The 13,485-nt window shown below is 73.0% G+C and carries 16 protein-coding genes, 1 pseudogene and 1 riboswitch; of the genes and pseudogenes, 15 read left to right on the forward strand and 2 right to left on the reverse strand.

The window, feature by feature from the left end; genetic code table 11:
• Positions 1-146: 146 nt before the first annotated feature.
• From SMD11_RS14390 to SMD11_RS14415, 7 genes are all read left to right on the forward strand, one after another.
• Positions 147-422, forward strand: coding sequence for a MoaD/ThiS family protein (locus tag SMD11_RS14390; RefSeq protein ID WP_087930501.1), 276 nt, complete (start codon positions 147-149; stop codon positions 420-422).
• Between the two features lie 10 nt (positions 423-432).
• Positions 433-2,136, forward strand: a complete 1,704-nt coding sequence (locus tag SMD11_RS36395) for a hypothetical protein (RefSeq protein WP_324614735.1) — start codon at positions 433-435, stop codon at positions 2,134-2,136.
• 111 nt (positions 2,137-2,247) lie between these two features.
• Positions 2,248-2,958, forward strand: a complete 711-nt coding sequence (locus tag SMD11_RS14400) for a DUF2993 domain-containing protein (RefSeq protein WP_087926851.1) — start codon at positions 2,248-2,250, stop codon at positions 2,956-2,958.
• Positions 2,959-3,152: 194 nt separating this feature from the next.
• Positions 3,153-3,233 carry a putative leader peptide gene (locus SMD11_RS37320; RefSeq protein ID WP_356454418.1) on the forward strand — a complete coding sequence of 27 codons (81 nt, stop codon included), beginning with the start codon at positions 3,153-3,155 and terminating at the stop codon, positions 3,231-3,233.
• 264 nt (positions 3,234-3,497) lie between these two features.
• On the forward strand, positions 3,498-4,343 hold the full coding sequence (locus SMD11_RS14405; RefSeq protein WP_087926852.1) for a sulfurtransferase: 846 nt from the start codon (positions 3,498-3,500) through the stop codon (positions 4,341-4,343).
• A 41-nt stretch (positions 4,344-4,384) separates the two neighbouring features.
• A complete protein-coding gene (locus tag SMD11_RS14410) occupies positions 4,385-4,672 on the forward strand; it encodes a DUF1416 domain-containing protein (RefSeq protein WP_087926853.1) in 288 nt (95 codons plus the stop codon).
• 166 nt (positions 4,673-4,838) lie between these two features.
• Positions 4,839-5,111 carry a DUF3099 domain-containing protein gene (locus SMD11_RS14415; RefSeq protein ID WP_087926854.1) on the forward strand — a complete coding sequence of 91 codons (273 nt, stop codon included), beginning with the start codon at positions 4,839-4,841 and terminating at the stop codon, positions 5,109-5,111.
• 46 nt (positions 5,112-5,157) lie between these two features.
• On the opposite strand, the gene SMD11_RS14420 is transcribed toward SMD11_RS14415, so the two are convergent.
• Entirely contained in the window at positions 5,158-5,526 is a 369-nt protein-coding gene (locus SMD11_RS14420) for a DsrE family protein (protein WP_087926855.1), read from the reverse strand.
• Between the two features lie 271 nt (positions 5,527-5,797).
• Here SMD11_RS14420 and SMD11_RS14425 point away from each other — a divergent pair, with 271 nt between their 5' ends.
• The 6 genes from SMD11_RS14425 to SMD11_RS14450 all read left to right on the forward strand — a co-directional run bounded on the left by SMD11_RS14425 (position 5,798) and on the right by SMD11_RS14450 (position 11,039).
• A complete protein-coding gene (locus tag SMD11_RS14425; RefSeq protein ID WP_087926856.1) occupies positions 5,798-6,400 on the forward strand; it encodes an FABP family protein in 603 nt (200 codons plus the stop codon).
• Between the two features lie 60 nt (positions 6,401-6,460).
• Positions 6,461-6,534: riboswitch (cobalamin riboswitch) on the forward strand.
• Positions 6,535-6,675: 141 nt separating this feature from the next.
• Positions 6,676-7,767, forward strand: coding sequence for a FecCD family ABC transporter permease (locus tag SMD11_RS14430; RefSeq protein ID WP_087926857.1), 1,092 nt, complete (start codon positions 6,676-6,678; stop codon positions 7,765-7,767).
• 2 nt (positions 7,768-7,769) lie between these two features.
• Positions 7,770-8,543 carry an ABC transporter ATP-binding protein gene (locus SMD11_RS14435; protein ID WP_087926858.1) on the forward strand — a complete coding sequence of 258 codons (774 nt, stop codon included), beginning with the start codon at positions 7,770-7,772 and terminating at the stop codon, positions 8,541-8,543.
• Positions 8,544-8,553: 10 nt separating this feature from the next.
• Positions 8,554-9,588, forward strand: a complete 1,035-nt coding sequence (locus SMD11_RS14440) for an ABC transporter substrate-binding protein (RefSeq protein WP_087926859.1) — start codon at positions 8,554-8,556, stop codon at positions 9,586-9,588.
• 19 nt (positions 9,589-9,607) lie between these two features.
• Complete coding sequence (locus tag SMD11_RS14445; RefSeq protein ID WP_087926860.1) at positions 9,608-10,045, forward strand: Fur family transcriptional regulator; 438 nt, start codon at positions 9,608-9,610, stop codon at positions 10,043-10,045.
• 10 nt (positions 10,046-10,055) lie between these two features.
• Positions 10,056-11,039 (forward strand): YgfZ/GcvT domain-containing protein, encoded by a 984-nt coding sequence (locus tag SMD11_RS14450; RefSeq protein WP_087926861.1) that lies wholly within the window; start codon positions 10,056-10,058, stop codon positions 11,037-11,039.
• Between the two features lie 60 nt (positions 11,040-11,099).
• Here the strand turns inward: SMD11_RS14450 and dtd are convergent, their stop codons facing one another.
• A complete protein-coding gene (gene dtd / locus SMD11_RS14455) occupies positions 11,100-11,525 on the reverse strand; it encodes a D-aminoacyl-tRNA deacylase (protein WP_087930502.1) in 426 nt (141 codons plus the stop codon).
• Positions 11,526-11,675: 150 nt separating this feature from the next.
• Here dtd and SMD11_RS14460 point away from each other — a divergent pair, with 150 nt between their 5' ends.
• A complete protein-coding gene (locus SMD11_RS14460; RefSeq protein ID WP_234366037.1) occupies positions 11,676-12,266 on the forward strand; it encodes an AmfC protein in 591 nt (196 codons plus the stop codon).
• A gap of 59 nt (positions 12,267-12,325) precedes the next feature.
• Positions 12,326-13,308 (forward strand): annotated as a pseudogene (locus SMD11_RS14465) (asparaginase).
• Positions 13,309-13,485 lie beyond the last annotated feature (177 nt).

Consider the following 13,485-nt stretch of genomic DNA (forward strand, 5'->3'; position numbering starts at 1 on the left):
GGCCCGCCACGCGGCCTCAGGTTTTCGCCCGTGACGGCTGTGGGCCGCCCGGCACCCGTCATCATGGGAGGCGCAGATGAAGGAAAGGGGTCGCCGTGGCGACGACACAACCGGCACATCCGGTGAAACCGGCCCTGCCGGGAGAGCTGCCGAGGCAGCCCGGACCGGCGGGCACGATCCGGTACTGGGCCGCGGCGAAGGCCGCGGCGGGCACGGCCGAGGAGGGCTACGCGGCGCACACGCTGGCCGAGGCGCTCGACGCGGCCCGGCGGCGGCACGCGGAGCGGCCCGAGTTCGCCCGGGTGCTGCTGCGCTGCTCCTTCCTCGTGGACGGCGACCCGGTCGGCACGCGCGACCACACGACGGTCCAACTGGCCGAGGGCGGCACCGTCGAGGTGCTCCCGCCCTTCGCAGGAGGGTGACCCCGGCACCATGAGTGATCAGCCGCACAACACGTACGAGCCGCGTGAGCCGTACGACCCCTACCGCCGGCAGGGCGGAGAGGGCTACGACCAGCAGGGCCGGCAACAGCAGCACCAGCAGTACGAGCCGCCGCGTGCCCCGTCCGGCTACGACGCGTACAACCCGTACGGCGAGCAGCCCCAGGCGCCGCAGCAGCAGGCGTACGACCCGTACGGAAACGGGAACGGCCAGGGGCTCGGGCAGGCGCACGGGCAGCAGCACGCACCGCACCAGCCGCAGCCGCACGCCCAGCAGCCCCAGGGCCCGGCCTCCTGGCCGACGACCCAGGGCGGCGCCGGGCAGGACTACGCGGCGCAGCAGGAGCCGGTGACGCAGACCTGGCAGACGCAGACCTGGGACACCCAGACCTGGCAGCGGCCCGCCGAAGCGGCCGCCCCGGCGCCCGCGCCGGCCACCGGGAACGGGACCGGGGCCGGGACCGGGACCGGCTACGGCACCCCGCCGTGGCACGGCGGCGCGCTGCCGGAAGAGGTCCCGGACACCCGGGCCACGCCGGGCGGGCGCGGCGGCCACCGGGCCGACGACACGGGCCGGGCGGACGGCCTCGGCCCGTACGCGACCGGCGGCGGCCAGGGCTACCCGGCCGCGGCCTACGACGGCGCCTACGACGGCCCGCGGGGCGGCCCGGACGGCGGCGGCGCGCACGGCGTTCCGCACGGCGGGTCCCACGGCGCGCACGGCGCCTCGCGCGGCGACTCCTTCGACAGCTCCTACGCCCACGCCTCGGGCCGGCAGCGGACGGACGGCGGGCAGGGCGGACAGCACGGCCTCGCCGGGCAGGCCGGTCAGGCCGGCCAGGACTGGGCGGCCGGGACCGGCGGGCACCGGCTGCCCGCCCAGACCGCCGAGGACTCCGGCCCGGAGGCCGGCGACCCGGCGGCCGCCCCGGAGCGGCCGCTGACCGCCGCCGAGAAGGCGAAGGCCGAGGGCCGCCCGCAGATCCTGTCGCCGGGCCTCAAGCCCGCGCTGCTGACGTCGGCGCTCGCCGCCCTGCTCGCGGTGGCCGCGCCGCTGGGCGAGCTCGCGCTGGCGGTGCCGGTGGTGCTGCTCCAGGCGGTGACCGCGGCGGGCTGGTTCCGGCTCAACGGCATGTGGCCGGCGCGGCAGGGCATCGCGCTGGCGTTCCTGAGCGGCGTGGCGGCGGACATCGGACTGCTGGCCACGGACGCCGACCAGGCGCCGACGGTGCTCATCGGCACCCTCGGCGTGTGGCTCCTGCTGGTGGTCGTGCTTCAGCTGCGCAGTCACGCGGGCGCCGACGAGCGCCTCTACGGGCTCACGGCGGCGGCCGCCTCGACGGCCGTCACGGTCGTCGCTGCCGGGCACCTGGCCTCGGCCCCGGACGCGGTCGTGGTGGGCGCGGCGGGTGTCGCGGTGGCGGCGCTGGCGCGCGCGCTGCCGCTGCCGTCGATGGCCTCCCCGGTCGTCGCGCTGATCGCGGCGGCGGGTTCCGGCGTGGCCACGGGTCAGCTGACGGGCGTGGGCGCCTCGGCGGCGCTGCTCGCCCTGGCGGCGGGCGTCTGCGCGCTGGTCGGCCTGCGGGTCGCGAGCTACGACTACCCGTCCCGCTTCGTGCACATGACGGCGGGCGTCGCGCTCCCGCTGGCCGCGGCGGCCCCGGCGGTCTATGTGATCGGCCGCGCGCTCACGTAGGGCCCCGCCCCGGCTCGTCCGATCACGCTCTCGTCGTTCTTCCCCCGGGTCCGGTTAGGCTCACTGCACTAGCAGGGGCCTGACCCAGACCCGGGGGAGCGAGAGATTTCGATGCGCGCGATACGGACAACCCTGATCGTCCTGGTGGTGCTGGGGGCGCTCTTCGTCGCCGCCGACCGGATCGCCGTGTACTTCGCGGAGGACCAGGCGGCCGAGAAGATCCGCAGCAGCCAGGGGCTCTCGGGCACCCCGGAGGTCTCGATCAAGGGCTTTCCGTTCCTGACCCAGATAGCCGGCTCCAGCCTCGACGAGGTCGAGGTGAAGCTGGACGACGCGGTCACGGCGAGCACCGGCCGTGAGTCGATAAGGGTCTCGGGCTTCGACGCCACCCTGCACGACGTGCGGATCGACAGCAGCTTCAGCTCCGCCGTCGCCGACCGGGCCTCGGGCACCGCCCACATCTCCTACGCCGACCTCACCAAGGCCGCCGCCGACCCCGGCGTGACCATCGGCTACGGCGGTACGGACGCGGCGGGCAAGAGCCAGGTGAAGGTGACCGGCAAGGTCATGGTGATGGGTCAGACCGTCGAGCGCAGTGTGAACTCCACCGTGAGCGTGCGGGGCGGCAACACCGTCCGGGTGCGGGCCGACGAGGTCCCGGCGGAGGGCATCCCGGGCCTGGAGGAGGCCGTCCGCCAGAAGATCGACATCGACCGGCAGCTGAACGGCCTGCCCAAGGGCATCACGCTGGACAAGGTCGTCACGACCCCGGACGGCATCGACATCACCCTGGCCGGCAGCAAGGTGAACCTGGCGGGCTGAGGCCCGGCGGGACCCGGCCCGTCCACTCGGCGAGACGGGTACGTCCGTACGACAGACCACTTGCCCTCCGGTTGGCCGGAATCCGCCTCCCCGACCTCCTTTCAGGGCGCACGCGTCCCACGATCCGGAAGATCCTGTCTCACTATCCGACATGCCGGTGACACGCGCGTGCGTCCGTCCCTACGATCGGACGCATGAAGCGACAGGCGGACCTCACGAAGCGGCGGGCAGTCGACCTGTGCCGCGTCGCCGCCATGCTCTGTCGCCGTGTCTGACCGGGGCGCTCGCCCCCGGTGGACGGACGCCTTCACGTCGGCCCACCGGATCCCGCCGGTCCCGTCGGTGCCGCCGCTTCCCGCCGGCCCGCCGGTCCCCTTCGGTGAAAGCCCCGCGCTCCTTCGCCTCGGCCCCGCCGCCGAGGCCCCTCCCACACCACCCGCTGCGCGGCGCCGCGCCCCTCTCACGCGCCCGCGCACATCCTCCCCCATAGCCCTGAACGGGCATGGGGGCGCCCCCATCTCGCCCCGGAGGAGAACAGCATGAGCCGCAGTGACGTCCTGGTGGACGCCGACTGGGTACAGGCCCGCATCGACGCCGCCGACCCGAAGACCGTCATCGTCGAGGTCGACGAGGACACCTCGGCCTACGACAAGAACCACATCAAGACCGCCGTCCGGATCGACTGGAAGTCCGACCTCCAGGACCCGGTGCGCCGTGACTTCGTCGACCAGGAGGGCTTCGAGAAGCTCCTCTCCGCGAAGGGCATCGCCAACGACGACACGGTCGTCCTCTACGGCGGCAACAACAACTGGTTCGCGGCGTATGCCTACTGGTACTTCAAGCTCTACGGGCACCAGGACGTCAAGCTGCTCGACGGCGGCCGCAAGAAGTGGGAGCTGGACTCCCGCGACCTCGTCGCCGAGGTCCCGCAGCGCGCGGCCACCACGTACCAGGCGAAGGCCCAGGACAGCTCGATCCGCGCCTTCCGCGACGACGTCCTCGCCGCCATCGGCTCGCTCAACCTCGTCGACGTCCGCTCCCCCGACGAGTTCAGCGGCAAGCTGCTCGCCCCGGCGCACCTCCCCCAGGAGCAGTCGCAGCGCCCCGGCCACGTGCCGAGCGCCCGCAACATCCCCTGGTCCAAGTCGGCCAACGACGACGGCACCTTCAAGTCGGACGACGAGCTGAAGTCGCTCTACGAGGCGGCCGGCGTGGACCTGGCCAAGGACACCATCGCCTACTGCCGCATCGGTGAGCGCTCCGCGCACACCTGGTTCGTCCTGCACGAGCTGCTCGGCCAGCAGAACGTCCGCAACTACGACGGCTCGTGGACCGAGTACGGCTCGCTCGTCGGCGTGCCGATCGAGCTCGGCGCCGACGGCTGACGCCTCCTCCCCCTCCCCGCCCGACTTCCGAAGGATCACTTATGTGTGGAGCAAAGGCCGGCGGCCCCGACGCCCAGGCCGCCAAGCCCGGTGAGACGACCATCCAGGGCTCCGTGACCCGCGACGGCGAGCCCGTCACCGGCTACGTCCGCCTGCTGGACGCGCAGGGCGAGTTCACCGCCGAGGTGCCCACCTCCGCGACCGGGCAGTTCCGCTTCTACGCCGCCGAGGGCCGGTGGACGCTGCGGGCGCTCGTGCCCGGCGGCACCGCCGACCGCACGGTCGTCGCGGAGAAGGGCGGCCTGGCCGAGGTCGCCATCGCCGTCTGACACGGCAGCCGGGGTCCCGCCCGGCACCGCCGCCGAAATCCGCCGTCCCGCCGCCCCCGAGGCGGCGGGACGGTCACTACGGGCCGGAGGGCCGCACCCAGGGGTTGGACGCCTTGATGGGGGTGCGGCCCTTCGCGCCGTGGTCCCCCGGTCGTACCGTGGAGGCATGTACGCCCGGCGTCGCCATCTGTACTTCGCCATGATGGGCAGCTGCATCGGCCTGTTCGTCCTGGCCTGGGCCGTCGTGCGGCTGTGGTCGGTGCCCGCCGCCGTGGCGATGTGCCTGGTGGCCATGGTGATCCCGCCCGTGGCGGCGATCATGGCCAACCGCAGAGGCCCGGACGACCGCTGGTGGGACGACCCCTCGGGCGACCCGAAGTCGGACGAGTGGTGGGACGAACTGGACGGCAAGCGCCGGCCCGAGTCCCACGACCAGTAGCCGTCACGGCCCGCCGGAAGCGGGCGGGCCCGGTATCCGTAAAAGATCAGTAGACGAGCGCCTGCACGCCGTCCGCCATGATCTCGCTGACGAACACCTGCGCGCCGGCGATCCGCGCGCCCTCGATCAGGTCCTTCTCCTCGATGTCCCGGCGCGCCGCGCACTGCGTGCACACCGTGATCATCCCGCCGCCGACCCGGATCCCCTCGATCAGCTCGGGCAGCGGCGCCGCGTGCGGCAGCTCGAACTCCGCGGCCCGCCCCGGCAGCGCGAACCAGGACGACTCACCGGTCAGCCACAGCGACACCTCGACACCGCTCGCCACGGCCACCGCGGCCACCGTGAACGCCTGCGAACACCGCTCGGGCGCGTCCGCCCCGGCCGTCACCTTGATCACGAGCTTCTTGTACGCCATGCGATCACTGTAGGGGCCCGGGCGGGGCGCGGCCCAGGACGATCGACCTCACAGCGCCACTCCGGACACGTCCGACTAGACTCGGCAGCGGTCCGTACACCCTCACTCCGACCGAGGAGCGCGCTCGTGCTTGAGGCAGTCTTCACCTCCCTGCTGGTCCTGGTCGTCGTCGGCGTTCTCGCGTTCGCCGGGCTGACCTGGAAGAAGCTGTACCAGGGCCAGCGCTGACCCCCGTCGTTGTCCGTCCTCCCACAGATCGTCTGAGCACCCAATGATCGAGATTCCGTCCGACCTCCACCCGGACCTCGTCCCCCTGGTCTTCCTCCTCGGCAAGTGGGAGGGCGCGGGCGTCGCCGACTTCCCGGGTGCCGAGAAGTGCAACTTCGGCCAGGAGGTCGTCTTCAGCCACGACGGCCGTGACTTCCTGGAGTACACGTCGCACAGCTGGGTGCTCGACGCCGACGGCAAGATGGGCCGTCCGCTGGAGAGCGAGAGCGGCTACTGGCGGATCGACAAGGACCGCAAGGTCGAGATCGTCATGGTCCGCGACCAGGGCGTCGCCGAGGTCTGGTACGGCGAGCTGGCCGACCAGAAGCCGCAGATCGACCTGGCGACCGACGCCGTCGCCCGCACCGAGGCGTCCGGCCCGTACACCGGCGGCAAGCGCCTGTACGGCTACGTCAAGGGCGACCTGATGTGGGTCGGCGAGAAGGCCACCCCCGAGGTGCCGCTGCGCCCCTACATGTCGGCGCACCTGAAGAAGGTCGCCGACCAGGCCTCCCTGGAGGAGTGGGCGAAGAACCTGCCGGAGGACATGCCCGACGGCGTGGCCTTCTTCAACCAGGACGGCACGCCGTACAACCCCAACGCCTGACGTCGCGCGGCCTCCGCACGACCGCACCACCCGAGAGCACCGCTCTCACCGCGCCCCGTGGGGGAAGTCCGGTCGAAATCCGGCGCTGACCCGCAACGGTAGGCGGCACACCCGTGCCGCGAGCCCGATCACCCACGGCGGCGTGCGCTCCCCGCACAACTCGCCGTGGACTGCGAGGGGATCACCCGGGCACGTACGAGCCCCGGGCCGTTCCTCGGTACGTACGCCCGTACGTACGCAGCGGAGCCGCGGCCCGAGGCGAAGGCGTACCGCCCGTGGCGATACCCGAGCAGGTCACCGTCCCCCGGTCCACCGGCGGGCCGCCGCCGCCCAGACGGCTGCCGGTGCCGCCGCTGGTCGGTGTGCTGGCCGCGGCGCTGTTCGTCTCGCTCGTCTGCGGGGTGGGCCTCGGCGCCGCCGGGGTGACCTGGGGCGAGACCCTGCGCTTCCTGCGGGCGGGGCTGACCGGCGGGAGCATCGCGCCGGACGAGGTCTCCGCCTACACCATCATCTGGGAGCTGCGCTTCCCACGCGCCCTGCTGGCCGCCGTCGTCGGCGCGGGGCTCTCCGCGATCGGCGTGGCCGTGCAGGCCATGGTCCGCAACGCGCTCGCCGACCCCTTCGTCCTCGGCATCTCCTCCGGCGCCGCCGTCGGCGCCAACGCCGTGCTGCTGTTCGGCGCGCTGGGCTCGCTGGGCGTCTGGGCGCTGTCCGGCGCCGCCTTCGCCTCGGCGCTCGCCGCCATGCTGCTCGTCTATCTGGCGGCCCGCACCCCGCACGGCCTGACCCCGCTGCGGCTGGTGCTGACCGGATCCGCCATGTACTACGGCTTCTCCGCGATCACCACCCTGATGGTCTTCAGCGCCGAGCGCGGCGAGTCCGCCCGTTCGGCCATGATGTGGCTGCTCGGCAGCCTCGGCGGCGCCACCTGGTCGTCCGTGCCGATCGCCGCCGGTGCCGTGCTGGCCGGGCTCGGCTATCTGCTGTGGACGGCGCGCGGGCTCAACGCGCTGGCCATGGGCGACGAGACGGCCGCGGCGCTCGGCGTCGACGCCGACCGGCTGCGCCGCAGGCTCTTCGTGGTCGCCGCCGCCGTCACCGGCGCCGTCGTCGCCGTCAGCGGGGCGATCGGCTTCGTCGGCCTGATGGTCCCGCACGTCACCCGCATGCTCGTCGGCGCCGACCACCGCCGGGTGCTGGCCGTGGCACCGCTGCTGGGCGCGGTGCTGCTGGTCTGGGTCGACATCGTCTCCCGGCTGCTGCTGGCCCCCGTCGAACTGCCCGTCGGGGTCATCACGGCCCTCATCGGCGTGCCGTGCTTCGTGCTGCTGATGCGCCGCCGGGGCTACGTCTTCGGAGGTGCGTGAGCGTGCGGGTGGACATCGAGGGACTCGCGGTCGAGATCGCGGGCGCCCGGCTGGTGGAGGACATCGCGCTCCGGGCGGGCAGCGGGCAGTTCGTCGGCCTGGTCGGACCCAACGGCAGCGGCAAGTCGACCTTGCTGCGCTGCGTCTACCGCGCCCTGCGGCCGGCCGCCGGCACCGTCCGCCTGGACGGCGACGACCTGCACGCGCTCGGCGCCCGGGAGGGCGCCCGCAGGCTGGCCGCGCTCCCCCAGGAGTCGACGAGCGAGTTCGACTTCACCGCCGCCGAGGTCGTCGCCATGGGCCGGCTGCCGCACCAGAGCGCCGCCGGCCGGGTCACGGACCGCGACAAGGAGATCTGCGCGGCGGCCCTGGGCCGGGTCGGCGGCGCGCACCTCGCCGACCGGAGCTTCCCCACCCTGTCGGGCGGCGAGAAGCAGCGCGTGCTGATCGCTCGCGCGCTGGCCCAGCAGCCGAAGGTGCTCGTCCTCGACGAGCCCACCAACCACCTGGACATCGCCCAGCAGCTGGAGGTCCTCTCGCTGGTGCGCGCCGCCGGCCTGACCGTCCTCGCCGCGCTGCACGACCTCAACCTGGCCGCCACCCACTGCGACGCCCTGTACGTCATCGCGGGCGGCCGCATCGTGGCGTCCGGCCCGCCGGACGCCGTCCTGACCACCGAGCTGCTCGCCGACGTCTTCGGCGTACGCGCGCTCCGCGTGCCGCACCCCGAGTCCGGTGCCCCGCACCTGCTGTTCGACCGCCTCCCCGCCTCCTAAGGACCCCGCCATGGCCGCCGCCCGCGCCGCCCGTACCGCCCTCGCCCTCCTGACCGCCCTGGCCCTCGCCGGGTGCGGGGCCGAGGTCTCGGAGACCGACAAGAAGGACGACGCCGCCAAGGGCGCGAAGGCCTCGGGGCACTACCCCGTGACCATCGAGAACTGCGGGGTGAGGACGACGTTCGACAAGGCGCCGCGGCGGGTGGTGACCAACGACGTCGGCATCGCCGAGATCATGTTCGCGCTGGGCCTGGAGGACCACATGGCGGGCTACGTGGCGCCGGACTACAAGGGCGACCGCGAGTCCGTGGCGTGGAAGGACGGCTACAAGAAGGTGAAGTGGCTGTCCAAGAAGGAGATCACCAAGGAGATCGTCCTGGACGCCAAGGCCGACCTGGTCTTCGCCGGCTGGAACTACGGCTTCGGCGAGGGCAACAACTTCACCCCCGCCGGCCTGAAGAAGCTGGGCATCGGCTCGTACGTCCTCACCGAGTCCTGCCGCAACAACGGCAATTCCACGTCCCGCGGGGTGATGCCGCCGCTGGAGGCGCTCTACACCGACCTGGAGACGCTGGGGAAGGTCTTCGACGTCGAGGACCGGGCGAAGAAGCTCGTCACCGGCTTCAAGAAGCAGGTCGCGGACGCCCAGGCGCGGATCCCGGACGGCAGGAAGCCCACCGTCTTCCTCTACGACGACGGCCGCGACAAGCCGCTGACCTCGGGCGCCTTCGCCGGGCCGCACGACATCATCACCAAGGCCGGCGGCGACCACGTGATGAAGGACCTCAAGGACTCCTGGACCTCGGTCAGCTGGGAGACCGTCGTCGAGCGCGACCCCGACGTCATCGTCATCAACAACTATGGTGACGTCACCGCCCAGCAGAAGAAGGACTTCCTGAAGTCGTACGCGCCGCTGGCCGGCGTCTCCGCGGTCAAGAACGACCGGATCTTCGTCCTCGACTACGTCGACCTCGTCGAGAGCCCTCGCAACCCGGCCGCGATCGCCGCCCTCGCCGCGTATCTGAAGGGGGTACGCGAGCAGTGACGCTGCCTAGACTGGGGACGTGGTCGACAGCGACTGGCAGAGCAATCTCCGTAAGCGCGGATACCGGCTGACCCCGCAGCGCCAGCTGGTCCTGGAGGCGGTGGACCGGCTGGAGCACGCGACGCCGGACGACATCCTCACCGAGGTCCGCCGGACCGCGGGCGGGGTCAACATCTCCACGGTCTACCGGACCCTGGAGCTCCTGGAGGAACTGGGCCTGGTCAGCCACGCCCACCTCGGGCACGGCGCCCCGACCTACCACCTCGCCGACCGGCACCACCACATACACCTCGTCTGCCGGGACTGCACGGGCGTGATCGAGGCGGACCTGGCGGTGGCCGGCCCGTTCACCGAGCGGCTGCGCGAGACCTTCGGCTTCGACACGGACATGAAGCACTTCGCGATCTTCGGCAGGTGTGCGGACTGCTCCGCGAAGGCGGCCGCGGCCGAGTCGTAGGCTTGTCCGTATGCTGCGTCAATCGAAAGCCAGCCCGCTGCTGTCGCTGCCCGGCGCCGTCGCCGCCGAGGCCCCGGACGAAGGTGTCGCCGCGCACTACGGCGACCTCTTCCGCGAGCAGCGCGCCCTCGCCGGCGGGTCCGGTTTCGTCGACCTCTCGCACCGCGGGGTGGTCACCGTCACCGGCCCCGACCGGCTGAGCTGGCTGCACCTGCTCATCACCCAGCACGTGAGCGCGCTGCCGCCCGGACAGGCCACGGAAGCGCTGATCCTCTCGGCCAACGGCCACATCGAGCACGCGCTGTACCTGGTGGACGACGGCGCCACCACCTGGGCGCACGTCGAGCCCGGCACCGAGGGCGACCTGATCGCCTACCTGGAGAGCATGAAGTTCTTCTACCAGGTGGAGGTCGCCGACCGGACGGCCGACCTCGCCGTGGTGCACCTGCCGGCGGGCTCGATCGCCGAGGTGCCGGACGGGGTGACGGTGCGCGAGACGCCGCACGGCCGCGACCTGTTCCTGCCGCGCGCCGGGCTGGCGGACTTCGCCGCCGCGCACGGCCCGGCGGCGGGCGTCCTGGCCTACGAGGCGCTGCGCGTCGAGGCGCACCGGCCGCGGGTGGGCCGGGAGACCGACCACCGCACGATCCCGCACGAGCTGGGCTGGCTCGGCACGGCCGTCCACCTCCAGAAGGGCTGCTACCGCGGCCAGGAGACCGTCGCCCGCGTCCACAACCTGGGGAAGCCGCCGCGCCGCCTGGTCTTCCTGCACCTGGACGGCAGCGAGGTGACCCTGCCGGGCCACGGCGCCCCGGTCCGCCTGGCCTCGGACGGCCCGGAGGGCCGCCAGCTGGGCTTCGTCACGACGTCCGCCCGTCATTACGAGCTGGGCCCGGTCGCCCTGGCCCTGGTCAAGCGGAACGTCCCGCTGGACGCGCCGCTGCGCGTGGGCGAGGGTACGGCGGCCTCGCAGGAGGTCGTGGTCGAGCCGTAGCCGGTGTGTCCGGGGCGCGGCGCTCTGCTGCCGCGCCCTCGGGCCCGGTCCCCCCGGGGATCAGACCTCGATCAGCACCGTGAACGGGCCGTTGTTCGTCAGCGACACCTTCATGTCGGCGCCGAACCGGCCCGTCTCGACCTGCGCCCCGAGCGCCCGCAGCTCGGAGACGACCGCGTCGACCAACGGCTCCGCCACCGGGCCGGGCGCCGCCGCGTTCCACGTGGGCCGACGCCCCTTACGGGCGTCACCGTAGAGAGTGAACTGGGAGATCACCAGCAGCGGCGCCCCCACATCCGAACAGGACTTCTCGTCCTCAAGAATCCGTACGGACCACAGCTTCCGGGCGAGCTGCGCGGCCTTCTCCGGACTGTCCTCATGCGTCACTCCGACAAGGACGCAGAGCCCTTGTCCGATGATCTCGCCTACCGTCTCGCCGTCGACGACGACGGCCGCCCCGTCCACCCTCTGCACCACTGCACGCATACGGACCATGATGCCCTGCGTCCATCCAGGGCCGTTCGGGTGCCGAGACCCTGCGCCCGTGCCTCACAGAGTGGCACGATGCGTGCAGGCGGTGCTTTATGCGGGCAACGTGACCCGGGACGCCCACCGCCCGAGGGGATCGGAAAAAGCATGACCACACCCATTGAGGACGGCCCCATGCTCAAGGCAGCCGACGGCCTGCACCCCCGGCCGCCGAGTCAGCGCTCCGGCCGGCTGGCGGACGTTCCCGGGCGCGGGCTGGGCGAGCTGCGCCTCACGGAGCTCCGCGCGCTGCGCAGGGAGGCCCAGCGGGACGAGGCGGACCTGAGCTATGTGCGGCGGTTGCTCCAGGGCCGGATCGACATCCTGCGGGCCGAGCTGGCACGGCGGGCCTCACCGGACGCGCCGGTGATGTCCCGGCTGGTGGTCGAGCGGCTGTCGGAGATCCTCGCCGACGACCCGTCCCCCCAGCGCTCGTCCGCCCGTCATGTGACGCTCGGGACGCCGCACAGCGAGGAGTACCGGCGGCTGGCCGAGGACACCCTGTCCGAGGTGGAGCTGTCGGACCTCGGCGCCCGTACCGACCACGAGCTGCACGACGGGATGCGGCGCCTCGGCGCGTACGAGCGGCAGGTCTCGGTGCGCCGCCAGACCCTCCAGCGGACGGCGGACGATTGCAGTGCGGAGATCGCCCGCAGGTACCGTGAAGGGGAAGCACAAGTAGACGACCTCCTCGCGTGATCTGATCCACCCGTGATCGGCCGGGGGCGGTCCGCACCACCTCCCCCGGAAGGCCGACGATGACCTCCTCGACCCCTGTCGCTGCCGCGGCCGCCGACACCCTCATACCCCCGGTCCTCGCCGAGGTCGTGCGCTCCGGCTTCGTCGAGGGCCACCACCGCGGCTCGCTGGTGGTGCTGGCGGCGGACGGCGGCGTGGAGCTCGCCCTGGGCGACGTGGCCGGCCCGGTCTACCCCCGCTCGGCGAACAAGCCGATGCAGGCGGCTGCCGTGCTGCGGGCCGGTCTGGAGCTGTCCGGGGAGCGGCTCGCGCTGGCGGCCGCCAGCCACTCCGGAGAAACGTTCCACCTGGATCTGGTGCGGAAGATGCTCGCGGAGCTCGGCGTCGCCGAGGCCGAGCTTCAGACGCCGCCGGACCTTCCGTACGACCCGGCGGAGGCGGAGCTCTACCTGGCGGCGGGCCACGTCCGCGACCGGGTCACGATGAACTGCTCCGGCAAGCACGCGGCCATGATCGCGGCCTGCGCCCGCAACGGCTGGCCGGTGGAGAGCTACCTCGCGCCCGGGCACCCGCTCCAGCGGCTCACCCTCCAGGTCGTGGAGGAGGCGAGCGGCGAGCGCGTCGGCCACGTCGGCACGGACGGCTGCGGCGCCCCCCTGATGGCGATCTCCCTGACCGGCCTGGCGCGCGCCTTCCGCAGCTTCGTCCTGGCGGAGCCGGGCACGCCGGAGCGCCGGGTCGCGGACGCCATGCGCGCCCACCCGGAGTACGTGGCGGGCACGCGCCGCCCCGACACGTGGCTGATGCGCTCGGTGCCGGGCGCCCTGTCGAAGATGGGCGCCGAGGCCGTGCAGGCCGTGGCCCTGCCGGACGGCCGGGCGCTGGCGTTCAAGATCGACGACGGTGCGATGCGGGCTACCGGGCCGGTGCTGGCGCGCGGTCTGGAGCTGCTGGGCGTCGAGTCGCCGGTCGTGGCGCGCATCGCGGAGACGCCGCTGCTGGGTGGCGGGGAGCGGGTGGGGAGGTCAGGGCGGCGTTCTGAGGGCGTGGCGGGCCGGGAGCGCGGGGCCCGGAGGTCGCCGGTGCCGTGTCGTGGGCCGGGTGCCGGGGCCTCCGGGGGTGTCCCGGAATCGGATATTTACGGGCGGGAGCCGTTCCTGTCGCAGGTGCTCCGAACCGTCGCCGCCCGCAAATATCCGGCAGCATTCCGGGACACCCC

It is taken from the genome of Streptomyces albireticuli (assembly GCF_002192455.1).
Lineage (GTDB): Bacteria > Actinomycetota > Actinomycetes > Streptomycetales > Streptomycetaceae > Streptomyces > Streptomyces albireticuli_B.